This window comes from Streptomyces sp. NRRL S-340, assembly GCF_000720185.1.
GTDB lineage: Bacteria > Actinomycetota > Actinomycetes > Streptomycetales > Streptomycetaceae > Streptomyces.
This window is the reverse complement of the sequence record NZ_JOIY01000009.1, coordinates 1-20,908: the sequence shown is the minus strand read 5'-3', so window position 1 is coordinate 20,908 and position 20,908 is coordinate 1. Positions and strand designations below refer to the sequence as shown.

The 20,908-nt window shown below is 71.5% G+C and carries 19 protein-coding genes and 1 pseudogene; 9 read left to right on the top strand and 11 right to left on the bottom strand.

All coding sequences use genetic code 11. The features are described from left to right. Positions 1 to 115: 115 nt before the first annotated feature. The 3 genes from IG64_RS08750 to IG64_RS08740 are packed head-to-tail and all read left to right on the top strand — an operon-like array spanning position 116 to position 4,283. Positions 116 to 1,267, top strand: a complete 1,152-nt coding sequence (locus IG64_RS08750; RefSeq protein ID WP_037853866.1) for a tyrosine-type recombinase/integrase — start codon at positions 116 to 118, stop codon at positions 1,265 to 1,267. Beyond that, the gene (locus tag IG64_RS42060) at positions 1,267 to 3,762 is read left to right on the top strand and encodes a hypothetical protein (protein ID WP_234438448.1); all 2,496 of its coding nucleotides are present in this window, start codon (positions 1,267 to 1,269) and stop codon (positions 3,760 to 3,762) included. The genes IG64_RS08750 and IG64_RS42060 overlap by 1 nt, the downstream gene beginning before the upstream one ends. Further along, a complete protein-coding gene (locus IG64_RS08740) occupies positions 3,759 to 4,283 on the top strand; it encodes a DUF6262 family protein (RefSeq protein ID WP_234438447.1) in 525 nt (174 codons plus the stop codon). Before IG64_RS42060 ends, IG64_RS08740 begins: the two co-directional genes overlap by 4 nt. Positions 4,284 to 4,322: 39 nt before the next feature. Here IG64_RS08740 and IG64_RS08735 read toward each other — a convergent pair whose 3' ends face one another. Together IG64_RS08735 and IG64_RS37880 are read right to left on the bottom strand one after the other, a co-directional pair. Beyond that, positions 4,323 to 4,796, bottom strand: coding sequence for an HIT family protein (locus tag IG64_RS08735; RefSeq protein ID WP_037853863.1), 474 nt, complete (start codon positions 4,794 to 4,796; stop codon positions 4,323 to 4,325). 128 nt (positions 4,797 to 4,924) lie between these two features. Further along, a pseudogene (locus IG64_RS37880) lies at positions 4,925 to 5,041 on the bottom strand (WhiB family transcriptional regulator); the annotation flags it as partial. 259 nt (positions 5,042 to 5,300) lie between these two features. Between IG64_RS37880 and IG64_RS08730 the strand changes: the two are divergent. Continuing rightward, on the top strand, positions 5,301 to 6,608 hold the full coding sequence (locus tag IG64_RS08730; protein ID WP_037853862.1) for an MFS transporter: 1,308 nt from the start codon (positions 5,301 to 5,303) through the stop codon (positions 6,606 to 6,608). 61 nt (positions 6,609 to 6,669) lie between these two features. Here IG64_RS08730 and IG64_RS08725 read toward each other — a convergent pair whose 3' ends face one another. Next, positions 6,670 to 7,122, bottom strand: a complete 453-nt coding sequence (locus tag IG64_RS08725) for a cyclic nucleotide-binding domain-containing protein (RefSeq protein WP_037853861.1) — start codon at positions 7,120 to 7,122, stop codon at positions 6,670 to 6,672. 449 nt (positions 7,123 to 7,571) lie between these two features. Here IG64_RS08725 and IG64_RS08720 point away from each other — a divergent pair, with 449 nt between their 5' ends. From IG64_RS08720 to IG64_RS08710, 3 genes are all read left to right on the top strand, one after another. Then, complete coding sequence (locus IG64_RS08720; RefSeq protein ID WP_037853858.1) at positions 7,572 to 8,009, top strand: ATP-binding protein; 438 nt, start codon at positions 7,572 to 7,574, stop codon at positions 8,007 to 8,009. A 255-nt stretch (positions 8,010 to 8,264) separates the two neighbouring features. Next, positions 8,265 to 9,131, top strand: coding sequence for a SigB/SigF/SigG family RNA polymerase sigma factor (locus IG64_RS08715; protein WP_037853857.1), 867 nt, complete (start codon positions 8,265 to 8,267; stop codon positions 9,129 to 9,131). A 256-nt stretch (positions 9,132 to 9,387) separates the two neighbouring features. Continuing rightward, entirely contained in the window at positions 9,388 to 9,828 is a 441-nt protein-coding gene (locus IG64_RS08710) for a hypothetical protein (protein WP_037853856.1), read from the top strand. 37 nt (positions 9,829 to 9,865) lie between these two features. On the opposite strand, the gene IG64_RS08705 is transcribed toward IG64_RS08710, so the two are convergent. From IG64_RS08705 to IG64_RS08695, 3 genes are all read right to left on the bottom strand, one after another. Next, entirely contained in the window at positions 9,866 to 12,088 is a 2,223-nt protein-coding gene (locus IG64_RS08705) for an FUSC family protein (RefSeq protein WP_037854077.1), read from the bottom strand. A 232-nt stretch (positions 12,089 to 12,320) separates the two neighbouring features. Continuing rightward, positions 12,321 to 13,694 (bottom strand): NAD(P)/FAD-dependent oxidoreductase, encoded by a 1,374-nt coding sequence (locus tag IG64_RS08700; protein ID WP_037853855.1) that lies wholly within the window; start codon positions 13,692 to 13,694, stop codon positions 12,321 to 12,323. 226 nt (positions 13,695 to 13,920) lie between these two features. After that, entirely contained in the window at positions 13,921 to 14,301 is a 381-nt protein-coding gene (locus IG64_RS08695; RefSeq protein WP_037853853.1) for an STAS domain-containing protein, read from the bottom strand. Between the two features lie 243 nt (positions 14,302 to 14,544). Here IG64_RS08695 and IG64_RS08690 point away from each other — a divergent pair, with 243 nt between their 5' ends. Further along, positions 14,545 to 14,919: a hypothetical protein gene (locus tag IG64_RS08690; RefSeq protein ID WP_037853851.1), complete on the top strand. Its 375-nt coding sequence runs from the start codon at positions 14,545 to 14,547 to the stop codon at positions 14,917 to 14,919. 51 nt (positions 14,920 to 14,970) lie between these two features. Here IG64_RS08690 and IG64_RS08685 read toward each other — a convergent pair whose 3' ends face one another. Then, positions 14,971 to 15,405 carry an ATP-binding protein gene (locus tag IG64_RS08685; RefSeq protein WP_037853848.1) on the bottom strand — a complete coding sequence of 145 codons (435 nt, stop codon included), beginning with the start codon at positions 15,403 to 15,405 and terminating at the stop codon, positions 14,971 to 14,973. A 220-nt stretch (positions 15,406 to 15,625) separates the two neighbouring features. Between IG64_RS08685 and IG64_RS08680 the strand changes: the two genes are divergently transcribed. Further along, positions 15,626 to 15,859 carry a DUF6480 family protein gene (locus IG64_RS08680; RefSeq protein ID WP_037853846.1) on the top strand — a complete coding sequence of 78 codons (234 nt, stop codon included), beginning with the start codon at positions 15,626 to 15,628 and terminating at the stop codon, positions 15,857 to 15,859. Between the two features lies 1 nt (position 15,860). On the opposite strand, the gene IG64_RS08675 is transcribed toward IG64_RS08680, so the two are convergent. The 4 genes from IG64_RS08675 to IG64_RS08660 all read right to left on the bottom strand — a co-directional run. After that, a complete protein-coding gene (locus IG64_RS08675; RefSeq protein ID WP_037853843.1) occupies positions 15,861 to 16,949 on the bottom strand; it encodes a glutamate--cysteine ligase in 1,089 nt (362 codons plus the stop codon). Positions 16,950 to 17,078: 129 nt separating this feature from the next. Continuing rightward, a complete protein-coding gene (glgB, locus tag IG64_RS08670; protein WP_037853842.1) occupies positions 17,079 to 19,166 on the bottom strand; it encodes a 1,4-alpha-glucan branching enzyme in 2,088 nt (695 codons plus the stop codon). Positions 19,167 to 19,170: 4 nt separating this feature from the next. After that, positions 19,171 to 20,559: a maltokinase N-terminal cap-like domain-containing protein gene (locus IG64_RS08665; protein ID WP_037853841.1), complete on the bottom strand. Its 1,389-nt coding sequence runs from the start codon at positions 20,557 to 20,559 to the stop codon at positions 19,171 to 19,173. Between the two features lie 31 nt (positions 20,560 to 20,590). Continuing rightward, on the bottom strand, positions 20,591 to 20,908 hold a 318-nt coding region (locus tag IG64_RS08660), incomplete at its 5' end, for an alpha-glucosidase C-terminal domain-containing protein (protein WP_037853839.1).

The following is a 20,908-nucleotide window of genomic DNA, read 5'->3' as shown; positions in this document are numbered from 1 at the left end:
ACGTTGTGCGGGGGCGGTAAGTTGATCTTCTGAGACTCGTTCTCGGGGGGTGTGGCTCTGTGGCGGGTTGTTGCATCAACCGTCAGATCGTGGAGTTGCATTGCGTGCCTTTCCTGTGGATTTGCCGTCGGGAGTTCGGTACTGGACGGTCGTCGACGACGACTTCGAGTTGGTGTGGGTCGCAGATCAGTGGCTGCGGTTCCTGCGGTTCGGCCGGAGCCGGGCCGAGCTGACGACGAAGGCGTACGCCGAGAGCGTCGCGCTGTACCTGTTGTGGTGCCGGATCACGGGGCGGCAATGGCCCCAAGCAGCCCGGGACATGGGCCTGTTCATGGTCTGGCTGAAGTACACGCCGTCGACGCCGGACGGTGAACCAGCCTCGGTGGTGCTGGGTCCAGGGGCCGAGCCGGCCCGGAGAGAACGGCGGATCAACGGGGTGCTGACCGCGGTACGCGGTCTGCTGTCGTACGCCGTGTCGGTGGGCGAGGCGCCCCGCTCGGTGCTCGGGCAGATATACGAGCTGGCCGACAGCCGGGACCTGCCTCTGGAGGCCCAGGGCGAGGACTCCGGCCTGTCCTACCGGCTGCGGGCCGTCCACCGGGTGCAGGAGCCGGAGGTGGAGGTTGACCGGGCCACCGACGAGGAGTTGGTGGCGATGTTCCTGGAGTGCCGCAACGCCAGGGACCGGCTGATCGTGCTGCTGCTCGGCCGGGTCGGGCTGCGCCGTGGCCAGACGGCCGGGCTGCACCGCAGCGACTGTCACCTGCTGCCCGACTCGCGGGCCCTGGGCTGTGACTACGAAGGGGCTCACCTGCACGTCCGGCGCCGCGACAACAGCAACCGGGCGTGGTCGAAGTCGAAGCAGTCATGGACGCAGCCGGTGGACTTCCTGGTGGTCCAGGCTTTCGACCAGTACATCGACGAGCGCCACGAGATCCTCGGAGCGGGCGGCAGCGACTTTCTGCTGGTCAACCTGTTCCGTGAGCCGCTGGGGGCGCCGATGTCGCCGGACGCGCTGGGTGAGCTGTTCGAGCGTCTGAGCCAGCGCGCGAAGCTGCCGCGGAACGTCGGCCCGCACATGGCCCGCCGCGCCTTCGGCAGCAACGTCGCGGACGCCGGCGGCTCATTGGACGAGGTGCAGGCCCTGCTCGGTCAGACACACCCGGAATCCCCACGGCCCTACCTGATCCCCGACCGGACACGACTGCGCGAGGCGATCGAGCGCGTTCCCTCCCCGCGGGCCCTGCACGGGACGGGAGAGAAGTGATGGCGACGCCACTGCCGCTGGCCCAGGAACTGCGGGACCTACGGACCAGGGAGATCATCGACGCGCTGGACACCGACTTCCTGACGCTGGTGAGCTGGGACTGGGACGTGCGTGTCGTCCGCTATCCCAAGAGCCACCCGGTGCTGGGCATGCCGGACTGCCTGGTCCCCGGCTGCGTGAAGGGCACTCCGGTCAGTGAGCCGGTGTGTGCAAGTTGCATGAACCGCTGGAGGCGGTCCGGTTCCGAACTGTCCTTGGAGGAGTTCACTGCCAGGGGCCGGGCCGACAGTCCGTTTCGGAGCATCGGGCAGAAGTTCTGCGAGGTGCCGGGCTGTGAACGGCCACGGAGGACGGTTGCCGTCCGGGTGTGTCCCGCGCACCAGTACCACTGGTCAAGATCCAGCGACTTGACGCTGGAGGACTTTCTCGAACGCCCGAATCTGCGGCCGTTCCCCAGTATCGGACCCTGCCAGGTCGCTTCCTGCTACCGGGCGCGAGGCCGGGAAGGACGCCGCTACTGCGACGTGCACGCCACACGACTCAACCTCGCGCGGCGCCGCGGGAACTTCGACGGTGACGAGGAACGGTGGCGTCTGACGACGCCGGCGGTGGCCGTCGACCGCGAGGTCAGCCTGCGCGGCCTGCCTGACCGGCTGGTCGCCGAACTCCTCTACTGCCTCCAAGTCCGCACTACGCGTGAGGTGAAGACTCGCGATCACCGGCTCAGGCAGATCTGCGACCAGATGCGCCTCCTCCAGGCCCCCAGCCTGGAGACCCTTCAAGACGGGGACCTGGACCACGCGGGGGTGACCACTGACCTCCAGATGATCATCAGAGGTGCCCGGACCGCGCTGCGTCGGCTGGGGGCGACGCCGGAGACGGAACGCCTCAAGGACATCTGGGACTTGGCCGTCTTCGGCCAGACCCGCACCCTGAACTTCACCAGGATCCATCAGCTGCCCCTCCGCGAAGCGGTCAAGGCCTGGGCCTATGACGAACTCCCGCGACGACGCGGCCGGAACGTCGCCGGCTCGATGCAGAACATGATCCGCGGGATGGAACAGCTCTCGGAGAGCCTGCGGCTGCAGCGTGAGGACGAAGGATGTCAGCTGAGGCTCTTGAGTCGTACGGACATGGTCAGCTTCTGCAACCGGGTCGCGTTCCTCGCCGAGACCGGCGTCTTCGGAGCTCACCACCGGGTCAACGTGATCCGCTATGTCCGCAAGATCGTGAACCGGATCCGTGTCATGGGCCTCACCGGTCCCGGAGAGGTGCTGGAGGGCCTGCCGGCCGACTTCGCGCTGTCTGTGGAGGACATCCCGGATGAGCCCGAGGACACCGAGGCTGGCCGCGACCTGCCGGACGAGGTGATGCGGCATCTCTGTGACAACCTCGATCTGCTGGAGAAGAGCAGCAACCGGGAGTTCCGCGTCGCGACCGAGCTGCTGATCGATACCGGGCGGCGGCCTGACGAGATCAGCACGTTGCCGTGGGACTGCCTGGCGAAGGATCCGGACGGCACGCTCGTCATGGTCTACGACAACTCCAAGAACTACCGGCTGGGACGTCGCCTGCCGATCGCGCAGGCGACCGCCGCCGTGATCACGGCGCAGCAGGAACGGGTACGTGAGCGGTTCCCCGACACCCCGACCAGCAAGCTCAAGCTGCTGCCGAGTCCGGTGGCCAACCCTGCGGGGACGAAGCCGATCGGCTCGATCGGCGAGGCTCACCGAGCGTGGGTCGATGACTTGCCCGACATCATGATGCCGGTCGTGGTGCTGGTCGACGGGCAGCTCGTGACGAAGATGCTGCCGTTCGACAAGTCCAGGATCTTCCCCTATGCCTACCGGCATTCCTTCGCGCAGCGTCACGCGGACAGCGACATCGCCCCGGACGTGCTCATGGATTTGATGGACCATCGTGAACTCTCCACAACTCAGGCGTACTACCGCGTCAGCCAAGAACGACGGCGCGAGGCCGTCGACCGGGTCACTGCCCTGCAGTTCGACCGTCGCGGCAACCGGGTCTGGCGCAAAGCACAGGGGATGCTGGACTCCGAACACGTGCGCCGGGCCATCGGGGAAGTGGCTACGGCCTACGGCATCTGCCTGGAACCGCACAACGTCGCGGCCGGCGGCCAGAGTTGCCCGATCCGGTTCCGCTGCGTCGGCTGTGACCACTTCCGCACCGACGTCTCCTACCTTCCCGACCTCGAGCGTTACCTCTCTGATCTGCTCCGCAGCCGCGAACGGCTCATGTCGGCCTTCGAGGCCGACGACTGGGCCCGCAGCGAGGCCATGCCCTCCGAAGAGGAAATCGGCCGCGTCCGCCGCCTGATCAACCGGGTCAAGGCAGACCTGGACGACCTGTCGGAAGAAGAACGCGCCCAGATCGAGGAAGCCGTCGCCCTGGTCCGCCGCAGCCGCCCGGTAATGCTGGGCATGCCCCGCGTCGGCCAGCCACTTCCCGATGTCAGGCCCTGGAGGCTGCCGTGATCCCCGCCATGCGTGATGGCCGGCAGGCGGACACCGAGCGCCGCCGCCAGCGGGTGGCCACGGCAGTCAAGAACTCCGCGAAGAACGGCACCCCGATCAGCGTCTCGGCCATCGCCCGGCAAGCCGGAGTGGATCGCAGCTTCCTCTACCGTCACCGCGATCTGCTCGAAATCGTCCATGCCGCCGAACTCGAACCGGCAGCCCAGGACCCGGCCGGCGGCTCGCCGGTCAGCCGGGCATCGCTCCAGGCCGACCTTGTCAACGCCCAGGCCCGCAACGCCCGCCTGGCCGCCCGCGTTCAGCAGTTGGAGAAGCGGCTGTCGCAGGCGCTGGGAGCTCAGGCATGGCAGGAGTCAGGGCTCGGAGCCCCGGCGGACATCGATGAGCTCCAGCGGAAGATCACGAGGCTGGAGCAGCACAACGTTGAATTGACCTCCGCGTTGGAGGAGGCCCGATCCGATCTCAATGCCGCGAGGGAGGCCAACCGGGACCTGACCAGAGCACTGAACCAACGCGGCTGAGGCAGCCACTGACGTGTCCGGGTCGCCGACCCGGACACGTCAAGCGAGGAGACCGTCCAGCTCTTCGTTGATCGCCTTGCGCACCGCGTCGTGTTGCGGGCCAAGGGCATGTTGCTGGTCGCTCCACCGCTCACGGGGGTATAGCCACACCGGGCGGCCCACAAGATCGGTCGGCTCCCAGTCGAACCGCGGCCATACATGCGCGTGCAGGAAGGGGTCGGTGTTCCCCAAGATCTCCAGATTGACCCGCCGGAAGGCTGGATCCAGCCGCTTACAGGCACGCTCAACGGCCTCGCCCAGCTTGTCCATGTCGGACAGGAACGCCAGACGCTTGCTCTTCGGAAGATCCGACAGCCGCTCCACCACGGGATCGTCGACCAGGAGCACCGAGTATCCCGGCAGGAACTGGACGTCCCCGATCACCGCGAATCCCGCCTCCAACTTCCGGAGCACTGCAGGGTTCTCGCCCCGAAGGGCACTGCCGATCCGGTCGTTCCGCCAGTCATCAGTCATGAATGGCGACCTTACCCAACATCAAGTAGCGCCACAGGTGTTGCACACGATACTGTCGATCACACCGGCGCTGAGCTGCACAAAATGGTCTCCACTCGCCTCGCGCCACATGGTTACCCCCGGAGAAGGCGGCACACCGCCTTGGCCTGCTCGGTCTGCACCAGCGCCGGACCGGTGGTCCCGATCGGGAAGAAGAGATCCGGGTCCTCGTGGCGGCACGCGGCGTGTTCGCGCCAGTTCTCCATGAAATGTCACCTGCGATCGAAAGTCGTCCGTGCCTCGTCAACTTCGTGCTCGCCGTCGGGTCACCCGCCGCCGGGCGCTGAAACAGCGCGCACGGCCAGGCGGCGGACCTTCGCACAATCCGCACACAGCCGAGGCGGACCGGCACCGGGCCGGAACCGGCCGCCAGGTCCGTCGCCCGGAACGCGTGTGCGAGAGGAGCGGCCGGTGCTGCGATAGTTGGTCCCAAACAGAAAGATGTAACGAGCAACCAGGAAGCCCGTGGACACCAGCGAGACCACCGACAGCAGCAGCGCGCCACGGACCGGCGGCGGCCCGGACGCCGGGGAGGCCCGGCGGGGCTGGCGCCGCTGGGCGATGGACACCCGTCCGCTGCGCCGCCCCGCCTACCGCAGGCTGTGGTCCTCCACCATCGTCACCGCGGTCGGCAGCCAGCTCACCGCCGTCGCCGTACCCAAGCAGATCTACGACATCACCGGCTCCTCTGCGTGGGTCGGCTACGCGAGCCTCGCGGGCCTGGTGCCGATGGTCGTCTTCGCGCTGTGGGGCGGTGCCGTCGCCGACACCGTGGACCGGCGCAAGCTGCTGCTCGTGACCAACTGCGGCATCGCCGTCACCTCGCTGCTGTTCTGGGCGCAGGCCCTGACCCGGCTGGACTCGGTGGCGGTCCTCATGGTGCTGCTCGCCCTCCAGCAGGCCTTCTTCGGGCTCAACTCCCCGGCCCGCAACGCCTCCATCGCCCGCCTGGTGCCCGAGGAGGAGCTGCCCGCGGCCAACGCGCTGGGCTCCACCGTCATGCAGACCGGGCTGGTGGCGGGACCGCTGCTGGCGGGTGCCCTGATACCCGTCATCGGACTGCCCGAGCTGTACCTCGCCGACGCCGTGGCCCTGTGCGTCACGGTGTGGGCGGTGTGGCGCCTGCCGTCGCTGCCGCCGCTGACGGGCACGGACCGGCGGCGCGCCGGGGTGCGCGAGATCGCCGCCGGGTTCCGCTACATCTCGGGGCACAAGGTGCTGCTGCTGTCCTTCCTCGCGGACATCATCGCCATGGTCTTCGGGATGCCCCGTGCCCTGTTCCCGCAGCTCGCCGCCGAGACCTTCGCCCCCTACGGAGAGGGCCTCGCCCTGGGGCTGCTGTTCGCGGCGGTCCCCATCGGCGCGGTGGCCGGCGGGCTGTTCTCCGGCACCTTCTCCCGGGCGCGCCGGCACGGCTGGATGGTGATCGGCGCGGTCACCGCCTGGGGCGCGACCGTCGCCGGGGCCGGCCTGAGCCGCAACCTGTGGATCGCGGTGGCGTTCCTGGCCGCCGCCGGAGTGGCCGACATGGTCTCCATGGTGTTCCGCGGCGCGATCCTGCTCTCCGCCGCCACCGACGAGATGCGCGGCCGGATGCAGGGGGTGTTCACGGTCGTCGTGGCGGGCGGGCCGCGCCTGGCCGACGTCCTGCACGGCACGGCCGGCTCGGCGTTCGGACCGCGCGCGGCCGTGGCCGGCGGCGGGCTGCTGGTCGTCGTCCTGATGCTGGGACTGGCCGCCGCCGTGCCGGCCCTGCGCCGCTACCGCATCTGAGACCGGAGCCGTCCCGGGTGTGCTGTCCCGGTGTCGGTGACACGCCTTCGGGACAGCGCGCCTAGACGTTCCGCCGGGGGATCGTGTACTGCTCCAGGAGCCTGCCCCGGGTCGTCTCCAGCCGGTTGGCCAGGATCTCCGCGACGGTGCGCACCAGGGACAGTCCCAGCAGCGGATCCTCCACGGACAGGGCCAGTACCGCCGCACCGTCGAACTCGTAGGCGCGGACCCGGCTGAACGCCTCGGCGCCGAAGTCCCACTCGTAGGGCGGGAAGAGCCACGACCAGCCGAGCAGGTCACCCGCGCCGAGGCTCGCCACGGTGACCCTGCGGGTCGGTGTGACGTGCTGGTCGAGGTGGACGGCGCCGGAACGGATCACCCAGAAGCGGTCGGCGGTGCCTCCCGCCTCGAAGATCCTGGTGTCCTCCGGGAAGGACACCTCCCGCGCGACCTCCATCAGGCGGTCGCGCTGCTTGTGGGGGAGGGCGGTGAGCAGTTTTATCGCTTTGGTCATGACCGGGACTCCTCACCGGCGTTCGGTTCCGCGCATCTGCCTACGCCCATTCCAGCGGCTGCGGGCACGCGGGGCACCTCGGCGGACGAGGACGTGAGAAAGCCCTGGCTGGACGGGGGAGGCCAGCCAGGGCCGTATGCGGCGGCATCCAGGGGACCGCTGCGGGGTCGACCCCGTCGCCGCGTATGTATGAATAGTAAACCATTTTCGGTCGTTCTCCTCGGTCGAGAAGGGTCCGAGTGACCGGTTTCACTCGTTTTCATCCCCCGAATGACCCGCACGTTCACGCCAGGCGGCTCCCGCGCACGACAGGTGCGTCGAACCGGTCGCCGACGCCGCCGGATGTTTGGGCCGGCCCGCGAGGGCTAGCCGGACGGTGAGGCCGGCGGAGTCCGTACCGCACGGAGAACCCTCACCGCGCAGGGAGCGAGGAACAGGGGAGCGGAGAGATGCCCGAGAAGCACAGGACCACCCCGGTCGTGGAGTTGCCGCCCGGCGCCGCCCGGTCCGAGGCGTGCAGGCCGGCCGACGCCCGGCAGGCCGTGGCGGACGTGATCACCGCGTGCTGCCGCGCCGGTCATCCGCCGTGCGACGCGCACGCCGTCTCCGACGCCCAGCTCGTCGCCTCCGAACTCACGACCAACGCCATCCTGCACGGCGGCGGGGTGACCGACTTCCACGTCGACGTCGTCGGACCCGAGGTCCGGGTCTGCGTGAGCGACCGCAGTGACCGGCTCCCGGTGGCCCGGCCCCCCACGGACCCGCAGGGCCGCTTCCGCAGCGGCGGGCACGGCTGGCCGATCGTGTGCCGGCTGGCACGTGACGTGCAGGTCCGCGACCTGCCCACCGGCGGGAAGTGCATCAGCGCCGTGGTGTCCCTGACCTGAAGGTGCCGGGCCCGGCAGGCACGCCGGCCGCTGCGGAGAGCGCCCGCGCACGCCGGGGAGCGTTGCCCGCTGCAAAGAAATCCGAGAAGCGGAGTTTGTTCCTCCCGCCCCCGGGCAGACGGAATTTCGTGCTTCGGACCGGAGGCGCGCCAGCGGGAGCGGCACGGGTGCTCCGAAGGCCCTTCGGATCGCCCCGAGCGAGTGCCCCGCCTCCCGCGGTACATCCCTGAAACCACCGTTCAGGAGCGATTCCGCATGCTGATCGACATATCGACAAGCCGTTCCGGCACCCCCGAGGACCAGGCCGCTCCCACACGGCGGCAGCACGACGACGCACCCGAGACCGAGGCCCTCTTCCGGCGCCTGGCGGCTCTGCCGGAGGGGCCCGAACGGGACGCGGTCCGCGACGAACTCGTGACCGCCTGGCTCCCGATGGCCCACCGCATCGCGGGCCGCTTCCGCGACCGCGGCGAGTCGATCGAGGACCTGCGGCAGGTGGCGGCACTGGGCCTGGTCAAGGCCATCGACCGGTTCGACCCGGACCGGGGCGCCTTCGAGAGCTACGCCGTGCCGACCATCACCGGCGAGGTGAAGCGGCACTTCCGGGACCGGATGTGGGCGCTGCGCGTGCCCCGCCGGGTCCAGGAACTGCGCAACAAGGTGCGTGTGGCGCGCCGTGAACTCACCCAGAACCCCGGCAGCCCCGAGCCCTCCATCGCGGCGGTCGCCGCCCACACCGGACTGACGGAGGAAGAGGTCAGCACGGGCATGGAGGCCCTGGACAGCTTCAGCACCCTCTCCCTGGACGCGGAGATGTCGTCCGGGGCCGACGGCTACAGCCTCGCGGACACGCTGGGCGCGGCGGACTCCTCGTACGACGTCGTCATCGACCGCGAGTCGGCCAAGGAAGGGCTGCGCAGGCTTCCCGAACGCGAACGTGCCATCCTCTACATGCGCTTCTTCGAGGACATGACCCAGAGCCGCATCGCCGACCGGCTCGGCATCTCGCAGATGCACGTCTCCCGGCTCATCAGCCGCAGCTGCGCCCGGGTCAGGGACGAGGTCCTCGCGGAACGCACCGCCCGCCGCCCCCACGGCCCCCGCCCCGGCACGACCCGCTGACCGGCCGCACCCGAAGGCCGCGTCGCGTCATCTCCGGACCGGCCGGAGAGCGCGTCGCGTCCCTCCGGACCGACCGGCGGCCCGCGCTGCCCCCTGTTCCCGTCCCGCCTGCCTACCGACCACACGCCGCACGGCCCGCAGCCGTGCGGCGTGGTGCTGCGCCGTGCTCCGTGCTGTCGCGCCTGCTTTCCCGCAGGCCGGGGGCGGCACAGCACCGGCCGCGTCTGAGAGCGCCCGGCCGGGGAACACGGGGGAGATGGACAAAGACGAGCTTCCGCCCGACGACCGGGCCGTGGAGGTGTACCTCGACCTGCTGCGGATCCGGATGCCCGAGGACGACTACGAGCTTCTGCTCACCGTCGTCGACCCGGTGCTGCGCGCCATACACGAACAGGGAGAGCAAGGCGTGCCCACCACGGACTTCCCGCTGGACGGGCCGCAGACGCAGGGGCTGCCGCAGCAGATACGCGACGAGGCGGCCCTGGTCATCGCCACTGCGGTCACGGGGCGCCTGGACAACGAGCTGGTCGTCCTGGACATCGAGGAGACCGGCCCCGTCCGGGTCGTCACCGACGCCACGACGGCCGCCGACCCGGCGCGCCTGACGGAGATCGCCGACTACATCCGCGACCGGCACCGGGAGACGGAAGAACTGCGCGGCATCGCCGCCGCCAGTGACCTGCCGACCGACTTCTGAGACCCGGCGCCGACCCCCCCCGCCCCCGCTGCCGTCCTCACCGCTTGGAGGTCGGCACCTTGACACCCAGCGGCCGGGCGAGGCCCACCACGGCCTCGTCCAGGCGCTGGAGGTGCCGCAGCACCCGGTCGGTGATCCGGCCGTAGCGGGGCGTGCCGGGGGCGGCACCCGACTCCAGGAGGGACGCGATGCTCGGGCCGGTCTCGATCTCGGGGGCCTGCGGCTCACCCGCCACGTGGGCGGTGAGCGCCGCGATGTTGTGCGTGATCCGGCGGCAGGCCTGGCGCAGCCGCGGATCCGCCGCTATCGACGGATGCGTGGGCAGCAGCTCGGCCGTCGCCGCCAGCGACCGCGCGTGGTAGGCGCACGTCTCCAGCAGGGCCAGGAGGTACTGGGCGGTGTTGCGCCGCGCCCGCAGCGGTGTGATCGGGTGGGTCAGCGGCTGGACGGCCCCCCGCAGATCGCTCAGCGCCTGGTCCAGGTCGCGCGCCTGGTCGAGGAGGTCGGCCTGCCGGCCGCCGCTCAGCTGGTCCACGGCGGTGCCGGTCACGTCGTAGAGCCGTTCGAGGACCGTGACCAGCAGCTCGTCCGTGCGCCGGTCGGTGCGCACCGGCAGGACCACGGCCGCCGCGATGATGCCGCAGGCCGCGCCCAGCGCCGTCTCCTCGATGCGCAGCAGCAGCACCGACAGGCTGTAGGTGTGCAGCAGCGTGTACAGCAGGCCCAGCGCCGCCGTCACGAAGAACGACATCAGCGTGTACGACAGCGGCGCGGTGTAGAACATCGCGAAGACGAAGAGCAGCACCAGGGCCAGCGCCGGCCAGGTGTGCGGCCCGACCAGACCGGCCAGCACGATACCGGCCACCACGCCGAGCACGGTGCCCAGCAGCCTGCGGTAGCCCTTGACCAGGATCTCGCCCGTGGACGAGGTGTTGATGAAGACGATCCAGCAGGTCAGCACCGCCCAGTACCAGCGCTGGCTGGAGAGGAACTCCCCTCCCACGATGGCCAGTGACGAGCCCAGCGCCACCTGCACCGCGGCCCGTGTGGTGGGCCGCCGCAGACCGGTGGCGGGCTCCTCCATGGCCTCCTCGCTCGCCTCGGCGCCCTCGATGGCGGCGTCCTCGGCGTCCAGCTCCTCCCGGGAGCGGGTGGTGGCCGGGGTGTCGTCGGACTCGTCCTGCGGTGTGCCCAGCGCGGTCCGCAGGCCCAGTACCGCGCGGGCGGCCTCGCCGATGCCGCGGAAGACGTCCTGCACGGCGGCCGACGCGGCCGGCAGGTTCTCCTCCTCGCGGTAGCCCAGGAGCCGGTTGCGTACGTGCGTCATGGCCGTCCCGCCGCCCTCGCCGACGGGCCGCAGCACCAGCATGCGCAGCGCCCCCAGGTCACGGCGCAGGATGTCCGTGGCCTCCTCGCGCACCGGCAGCCTGCCGTGCGAGGGGACGGGGGCGCCGGGCAGGTGGAGCGTGAGCGTGTCGGTGCGTTCGCTGCTGCGGGCGTTCAGCAGGAGCAGTCCCAGCCGCTCGGCGGCGATCTCGGCGCCCGCGATGCGCCGCTGCACCAGCCGGGCCACGGCCTCGTCGGAGGTGCCCTGCTCCAGCCGGCCCTGGATCATGAGCGCCGTCTCGTGCAGCCGGGCGGTGCCCTCGCGCACCGCCTCCAGGGCCTTGTCCGCCTCGTCGGGACCGGCGTCCAGCAGCTCCAGGTGCGCGGACACCAGCTGGGCCAGCCGCACCCGGAAGGCCTCGCGCAGCCGTGCCAGGATGCCCGCCGGGGTCTCGTAGACGATCACGAAGCGCATCAGGGCGCTGGAGGCGAACGCGAGGGCGACGACGACGTACAGGGACAGCAGCGTGTGCGCGGTGGCGCCCACGAACAGCGACATGAAGTAGACCTGGAAGCCGATCAGGCCCAGCGCGTTGCCGCGGTCGCCGAAGCGGCGGCTGTAGACGGCGCAGAAGATCAGCGCCACGAAGAAGACGTCGCCGCCGATCACGCGCGAGTTGAGCAGCGCCCCCAGGGACACGGACGCCAGCGCCACCGGGAGGCCGAGTGCGAGCGTCACGGCCTGCTGCGGGCGCTGTTTCTCGCGGATGGCGAAGGTGGCCGCCATCGACGCGATCGCGCCCGCCACCAGGTGCGGCACCGGGACGCGCAGCGCGCCCAGCACGGCCAGGGTCAGCGCTATCGATCCGGCCGTCCTGGACCCAGCGGCCAGCCTCAGCAGCCCGGGATCGGACGCCGCGACGCGATCCCGCAGCCGTGCCCAGACCGACCCCTCCGCTGCACTCACGCCGCCGTACTCTCTCCCGATCCCCGTGGATCTTCGTGATGATCCGTTTCTCCAGCATCGCACGCCGCGGCCGGACCGCTCCTCGCGGCCCGGCCGGGCGCGGCGGTGCGCCGCCCGCGTGGCGTCACCCTGCTCACGTGGTGTCACCCCGCCCGGGGCGGCGCGACGTCCGGAGCCGGGCCACCCCGCGGCGGCCGGGTCACAACGCCCGGGTGCGCGACTTCTCCACGTACTCCTGCACCTGCTGTGCCGTCATGTACGCGTCCGTGTACTCGAAGTCCTTCAGCTTGGCCGGCTTGCGGGCCTGGAAGCCGGTGCGCACGAAGTCGTCGCCGGCGACCGCGTTGAGCAGCCAGTTGGTGCCGACCCTCACCTTGGCGACGTTGGTGCGCAGCGCCCCCAGGTGGTAGCCGCGGGCCACCGCCTGGGCGGGCACCCCGTGCAGTTCCACGCCCAGCGGCTTGGCGACCGCGTCAGCGCCGCCCAGGTCCACCACGAGGCCCAGGTCCTTGTGCTCGTAGGGCCGCATGGGCTGGTTGCGCAGCGAGGCGACGAGGTTGGCCGCGACGCGCTTGCCCTGCCGGGAGGCGTGCTGGGCGGTCGGCGGGCACACTGCGCCGTCGCCCTTGGCGAGGTCCGGCACGGCGGCGGCGTCGCCGAGCGCGAAGACGCCGTCGTAACCGGGCAGGCACATCTCGGCGGTCACCGCGAGCCGGCCCCTGACCGTGTCCGCGCCGAGGGTGGCGATGAGCGGGCTCGCCACCACGCCCGCCGTCCAGATCAGGGTGTGGGTGGGCACCACCCGGCCGTCGGTGAAGGTGACCTCCTCGGGGCCCGCCTTGGCGATCGAGACGCCCAGCGCGATCTCGATGCCCCGCCGGCGCAGGTCCTCCTGGGCGCTGCGGCCCAGCTTGTCGCCCAGCTCCGGCATCAGCTTGGGGGCGATGTCGATCAGGTGCCATTTGATCAGCGACGGGTCGAGCCGCGGGTAGCGCTTGACGGCGGCGTGCGTCAGGCGCTGCAGGCAGGCGGCGGTCTCGGTGCCGGCGTAGCCGCCGCCGACGACCACGAACTGGAGCCGTGCGGCCTGCTCGGCCGGGTCGTCGCTGGCGTCGGCCAGGTCGAGCTGGGTGATGACGTGGTCGCGGACGTAGGCGGCCTCGGCGAGCGTCTTCATGCCGAAGGCGTGGTCGGTGAGACCGGGGATGTCGAAGGTACGGGTGATGCTGCCGGGGGCCAGCACGATGTAGTCGTACGGCTCGTCGACGATCCGGTCGGTGATGGTGCGGATGACGCAGACCTTGGCCTTCAGGTCCACGCCGATGGCGCCGCCCGGAATGATCCGGGTGCGGTACTTCTTGCTGCGGCGCAGCGAGACGGCGATCGACTGCGGCGTCAGCACGCCGGAGGCGACCTGGGGCAGCAGCGGCAGATACAGCTGGTAGGCGAACGGCGTCACCAGGGTGACGTCGGCCTCGCTGGGCGAGAGGGTGCGTTCCAGACGGCGGACGCACTCCACGCCGGCGAAACCTGCGCCGACCACCAGGATCCTGGGTCGTGTCACGGTGTTCATCCCTTCTGCGGCTCCAGGCGGTATGCCTCGACGTCAAGCGCCTGCCCCTGGATCGCTGCTTCGCACCTCTTCGCTCCCGCCGTGCCGCCGGTCCTCCTCCGCCCGGCCGGGCACGACGGCCGCACACACGTGTCGATCACCACCATGCCCGCCACGGGCCGTCCGCGCACCAGAAAGGACCGCACCGGCCGCCCGGGCGGCACGGCACGGGCCTGGGGCCCCGGCCTCACTCCGGCCGCGCGGCGGGCTCGTCGACCCGGGCCAGCGCCTCCTCGGTGGTGTCGGACACCGGCACCGTGAGACTGACCCCGGTGAGGTCGAGGATCCGCCGCACGGCCGGAACCGGCGCGATGATGTGGACGCTGCCCGGACGCTCGCGGACCTCCTGGTACACGCGCAGGATGATGTTCATGCCGGAGGAGTCCATGAACGGCACCCCCGTCAGGTCGAGCAGGAAGTGCCGCCGGCCGTGGTGGAGCTGATTGGCCAGGTGCGCCTGGAGTTCGGTCGCGGTGTCGACGTCCAGGTAGCCCTCGACCGCGAACAGGGCCACGTCCTCCCGGATCAGGGTGACCTCGACGGACAGCGGGTTCTGGGCAACGGACACGAGTACCTCCAACGAGTGCGGACTGCGCCTGCGCGCCTACCCCCGAACAGGCCCGGCACACTCGCCGGGTGCGCGGGCCGGCCGTCGAATGCGGACGTCGGGGCAGGGTAGTTGGTGCTGTGGAGTGACCGGGAAGGCCGCGGGGCCGCCGGGACGGCCGTGGGACCGGCACGGGGGGCGTGCAGCCGCCGCAGCCGTGGGCCGTCGCTGGAGGCTGTGCGGCCGCAGAGAGGAAGGGGCAGCGTGACCATCGAGGGAATCTGGGCGTATCCGCCGCGGGCCGGCCGCACGGGGGACGTGGACCTGACCGGCTTCACCGTCGTCGCGGGCGACGGCACCATCGGCCACGTGGACCGGGCGGCCGACACCTTCGGGATGCGGCACCTGGTCGTGGACACCGGCGTCTGGGTCTTCGGCCGCAGTGTCCTGGTCCCGGCGGGCGTGGTCGGCCGGATCGACCCGGCCGAGCGCAGGATCGAGGTCTCCTGTTCCCGGGCGGAGATCAAGGCGGCGCCACGTTTCCGCACCGACAGCGAGACCCGGGACCGCGGCTACCTGACGCGGGTGGGGGAGTACTACCACGGGCTGCCGCCGCGCCAGGAGGCGAACACCGCCTGACCGGGCGACGGCCCGCGCACCCCGCGCGCCCCGCGGGGCGCGCGGCCGGGCTCACCAGGGCAGGAAGACGTGCACGTCCTTGCCGTGGTCGGTGACGACGACGCTGACCTGGTCGCTCAGCGTGTGGATCAGGTGCCAGCCGATCCCGCCGCCGCCCCGGCTGGGATGGAACGGCCGCGGCGCCGGCGGCGTGGTGCTGGTGTCGCTCAGCGTCACGTGCACCCCGTCGAAGGTGCGGCGCAGGCGCAGCACGAACGGCCCCGGAGCGTACTGCACGGCGTTCGCCGCGAGTTCGGTGACCACCAGCAGGATGTCGTCCCAGTGCTCGGGGGCCGTCGGCAGGGCACTGCGCGCGAGATCGTCGAGGAACTCCTCCGCGGCCAGCCGCGCGCCCGTCACATGGTGCAGCTCGCCCGCGAAGCGAGCGGTGCGGCTCGGAATGCCCTCGGTGGCCAGTGTGTCTTCCCCATGCGGATCGGTTGCCATCTCGCCTTCCCTGCCCGGCGTGCGCAGGGCGTCGTCGTCCTGTCCCTTCCGTTCGTCCTCTGTCTAGTTCCCGTGCGCGGGGAGGCTACGCGTCGCCGGACCGTGGCACGCGTCTCGGCGCGAGGCACCACCGGTCCCGTCCCCGCTCGTCGCCACGGCGGCGGCACCGGGCGCCGGGATCCGGTGGTACCCAGTGGGCAGGAGTGGGGACTCGGAGGGCATGAGTCACGTCAATCCAGATCCCGACCCGGACCGGACGTCCGGGCTCGAACCGGGCGGCGGTGTGCCACCGGGGGAGACCCCGCCCGCCGAGAGCAGCATGCCCGAGGCCGGCCCCCGTGAGCCGGAGGCCACCTCCAGGGGGTGGGCGGCGACCCCGCTCACCCTCATCCTGCTCCTCGTCCTGCTGGTCGCCGCCGGCTTCCTGGCCTACGCCCTCGCCCTGATCTTCTGAATCACTCCTGGGTGAGCCGCACGCACTCGGTGACGACCTCCCGCAGGCTGCCGGCGCGCTCCATCAGCTCGCGCTGTGTCCGGGCACCGTTCCCGCGGGTGAGCAGGGTGTCCAGCAATTCGCGTGCCTGTTCGAGATCCCCGGTGTCGGCGAGGGCGTCGGAGACATGGTCGAGCAGCGCCCGCAGCACCGACCGCGCGGGCAGCCGCCGCATGGTGTGCGGGTGCAGCAGTTCCGCGCCCGGCCCGGTCCGGGCGGCCTGCCAGGCCGCCAGCCGCAGCAGGCTCACGCTGTGGTCCACCGGCGCGCCGCCCGCCCGCCACTCACGGGCGGCGGTCTCCACCAGGGCGCGCGCCAGCGTGGCCACCAGGCGGGCCGTGCCGGCGTGCAGGCACACGTCCGCGACCCGGATCTCGACCGTCGGGTACCGCTCGGACAGGCGCGCGTCGAAGTACGCCATCTTCTCGTCGAGGATCACCCCGGTGGCGACCATGTCCGCCACCAGCCGGTGATAGCGCTCCGCCGACCCGAACAGCTCGGTGGGACCCGCCGAGGGCCAGCGGTCCCAGACCCGGCTGCGGTAGCTGTCGTAGCGGGTGTCCTTGCCCTGCCAGAACGGAGAGTTGGCGCTGATCGCCACCAGCACCGGCAGCCACGGCCGGATGCGGTCCAGGACCGCGACGCCCTCCTCGTCGGATTCGACGGCCACGTGCACGTGCATGCCGCAGACCAGTTGCTCCCGGGTCGCGATGCCGTACTGCTCGGCCAGCCACTGGTAGCGGTGGTTCATGCCGATGGCCGGGCTCACCGGCAGCGGGGAGGTGGCCAGCGCGGCCACCGCGCAGCCGATCTCCCCGGCGTGCCGGGCCGCCTCCTTGCGGCAGCGCACGATCTCCGCGCCGAGTTCGGCCATGTCCGTCTGCGGATGCGTGGCGAACTCCAGCATCTGCCCGTACAGCTCTTTCTCGAACACGTCCTGTTCCGCGTCGGCCGCCTCGGCGCGGGCGAGCACCGCGGCCGACAGGGCCTTCGGCTCACCGCTGTCCGGGTCGACCAGGAGGAGTTCCTCCTCCACTCCGACGGTCCGCACCTCATGCCGCCCTTCGTCCCGTGACACCGGCCGGGCGCCGGGGTCGTACGACCCCGACTGCCCCGAGGCGGCCGCCGGACACCCGGTGCGGTGTGCGCGGTCCGGCGGCCGGCCGGTGACCCCGTGCCGTCAGGCGGGGTACGGGGTCAGCCAGACGGTGGCCAGCGGCGGCAGCGTGAGACGGACGTGCCCGTCCTCCGGCTTGACCGGATCGGGATTGGTGACGTCCCCGCCGCCGTAGCGCGCCGCGTCGGTGTTCAGGACCTCGCACCAGGCGGTCACGTCGACGGGCACGTCCAGGCGGTACCCCTCGCGGACCACGGGGGAGAAGTTCGACACCGCCAGCAGCGGGGCGCCCGCCGCGTCGTGGCGCAGGAACGCGAAGACGTTGTCGTCGGCCGCGTCCACCGCGACCCAGCGGAAACCCTCCGGCCGGGTGTCGCGCTGCCACAGCGCCGGAACGTCCCGGTACAGCGCGTTCAGGTCCCGCACCAGGTCCCGCACCCCGCGGTGATCGCCCGCCGCGCAGTTGGCGCCCTCGTCCAGCAGCCACCACTCCGGTCCGTGCTCCTCGGAGAACTCACCGCCCTGCGCGAACTCCTGCCCCATGAAAAGCAGTTGCTTGCCGGGATGGGCCCACATGAAGCCCAGGTACGCCCGGTGGTTCGCGCGGCGCTGCCACCAGTCGCCGGGCATCTTCGACACCAGGGCCTGCTTGCCGTGCACCACCTCGTCGTGCGAGATCGGCAGCACGTAGTTCTCGCTGTACGCGTACACCATCGAGAAGGTCATCTCGTGGTGGTGGTACTTGCGGTGCACCGGCTCCTTGCTCATGTACTGGAGGGAGTCGTGCATCCAGCCCATGTTCCACTTCAGCCCGAACCCGAGCCCGCCGCGGTCGGTCGGCGCGGTCACCCCGCCCCAGGCGGTGGACAGGTAGAGCATGGAGGCCACCGCGTCCACGCGCAGCCCGTCGATGTGGAACTCCTCGCACCAGTAGACGGCGTTGGCGACCAGGAAGTTGCGCACCTCGGTACGGGCGTAGTCGAACTCGTACGTCCCCCAGTCGGGGTGCTCGGCACGCTGCGCGTTCCCGGGCTCGTACAGCGGGTCCCCGTCGAAGCGGGCCAGCGCCCAGTCGTCCTTCGGGAAGTGCGCCGGCACCCAGTCCATGATCACGCCGATCCCGGCCCGGTGGCAGGCGTCCACGAAGTACCGGAAGTCGTCCGGTGAGCCCAGCCGCGAGGTCGGCGCGTAGTACGAGGTCACCTGGTAGCCCCAGGAGCCGCCGAAGGGGTGCTCGGCGACCGGCATCAGCTCCACGTGCGTGAAGCCCAGGTCCTTGACGTACGCCGGCAGCTCCTCGGCCAGCTCCCGGTAGGTCAGGCCCTTGCGCCAGGACGGCAGGTGCACCTCGTACACCGACAGCGGCGCCTCGTGCACGGGCGTGTCCCCGCGGTGCGCCATCCACTCGGCGTCGCCCCACTCGTGGTGCGCGGCCGTCACGATCGAGGCCGTGTCCGGCGGCACCTCGGTACGCCGCGCCATGGGGTCGGCCTTCAGGAACCGGCCGCCGTACTGCGAGGTGATCTCGAACTTGTACCGCGCGCCCTCGCCGACGCCGGGCAGGAACAGCTCCCACACCCCTGCCGCGCCCAGCGAGCGCATCGGGAACGCGGTGCCGTCCCAGTACGTGAAGTCACCGGCGACCCGCACCCCGCGGGCGTTGGGCGCCCACACCGTGAACCGGGTGCCCGCCACGCCCTCGTGGGTCATGGGCTCCGCGCCGAGCGCCTTCCACAGCTGCTCGTGCCGGCCCTCCCGGATCAGGTGCAGGTCCAGCTCGCCGAGGGCGGGCAGGAAACGGTAGGGGTCGTGGACCTCGTACTCCTCCTGCTCGTAGCCGACCACGAGGGTGTACTCGGGGATCGCGTCCAGCGGGAGCACGGCCGAGAACAGGCCGTCGCCCTCACTGACCAGCGGGGTGCGCCCGCCGTCGGTCACCACGCTCACCGCGCAGGCGAACGGGCGCAGCGCCCGGAAGGCGACCCCGCCCGGCACCGGATGCGCGCCGAGCAGCGCGTGCGGGTCGTGGTGGGCGCCGTGCAGCAGGCGCTCACGGTCGGCGGGGTCCAGGGGCGGGGCCGCCTGGGCCCGGCCCGCCGCGGGCGGGACAGGGCCGGACGGCTCGGGAAGTGACGTGTCGCGCAGTGCCACCGGTTCAGCCTCCTCTCACGGCGAGACGTTCGATCGCCGCCATCGGTACGGCGAGCCAGTCGGGGCGGTGCCGGGCCTCGTACAGCACTTCGTACACGGCACGGTCCGTCTCGTAGGCCCGCAGCAGGGCGTGTTTCTTACGGGGGTCCCAGCCGGCCCGGGAGGCGTAGCCGGCGCAGTACGCCTCCCGGCAGCGGCGCGCCCACTCCGGCCGCCAGGGGCGGCGCTGGCGGGCGGCGTAGTCGAAGGAGCGCAGCATGCCCGCCACGTCCCGCACCGGGGACTCGGGGATGCGGCGCTCGGCGAGCGGACGCGACGGCTCGCCCTCGAAGTCGATGACGAACCACTCGCGTCCGGCCCGCAGCACCTGGCCCAGGTGCAGGTCGCCGTGCACCCGCTGCGCGGCCGGTCCGGCGTCGCAGCTGGCCAGCGCGGCGAACGCGGTGCGCAGCCGGGTGGTGTACGGCCGGAGCGCGGGCACCGCCTGGGCCGCCGCCTCCAGCCGCTCGGTCATCGCCACCGCCGTACGGGCGACCTCACGGTGCCCGGCGGTCGGGAAGGCGTCGGCCAGCGCCAGGTGCACCTCCGCCGTCGCCTGCCCCAGCTGGTGCGCCTGGGCGGTGAAGTCGTCGCCGGTGGCCAGCGCCCGCAGGGCGAGGGTCCAGCCGTCGGCGGCGTCGGGCAGGAACGGCTGGAGCACGCCGAGCGTGGCCTCCTCCGGCCGGGTGGTGCGCAGCCAGGCCACCGGGGCGGGGACCCGGCTGCAGCCCTGCCGGGCCAGCGCCCACGGCACCTCCAGGTCCGGGTTGACACCGGGCTGGACACGGCGGAACACCTTCAGGATGAACTCGTCGCCGTACACGATGGAGGAGTTGGACTGCTCGGCGTCCAGCAGCCGGGGCGCCAGGCCGCCGGGGATGAGCGCGGACGGGTCCGCCTCGAAGCGCAGCGGGCCCGCGCTGCCGGGGTGGCGCAGCCGTTCGAGCAGCAGTTGCGCCGAGCGCGGGTCGCACAGGGCGTCGTAGATCGCGTGACCGGCCAGCGGCCCTTCGGCGGCCCGGCCGATGAAGGCGCGGTGCAGCCGAGGGGACAGCTCCTGCCGTACGCCGAGCAGCAACTGGTAGCAGTCGGCCGGCGGCGGCGCCGAGATGCCGGCCGGGGCGGGGACGCCGCCGTGACCGGTGGCGAGCCCGGCGTGTTCGGCGTGGACCAGCAGGTGCAGACAGCCCGGGAACAGCTCCGTCATCGACAGCAGCCGCAGATCGGTGACGGGCCGGTCCTTGCCGGCGAACCAGCGCTGCCGCGGCAGCCAGGCGCGCAGCAGCGACCCGAGCGAGGCCATGGGGTCGGCGACGCCGGGGCTGCTCGGCTGGAGGGATGCGGTCTTCGTCATGGTCACGCCTCCTTTCGTCTCGGCCACACGGTCAGACTCGTCGGCCGATCCGGGATGCGACTCTGGTGAGCCGGAACCAGTAGAAGCCGTGGCCCGCGAGGGTCAGCAGGTAGGGGAGTTCCCCGATGGCCGGGAACCGGACGCCGCCGATCAGCTCGACCGGGTGCCGTCCGTCGAAGGCGCGCAGATCGAGTTCGGTGGGCTGGGCGAAGCGGGAGAAGTTGTGCACGCACAGCACCAGGTCGTCCTTGTACTCGCGCAGGAAGGCGAGGACGGCGGGGTTGGAGGAGGGGAGTTCGGTGTAGGTGCCGAGGCCGAAGGCGGGGTTCTGCTTGCGGATCTCGATCAT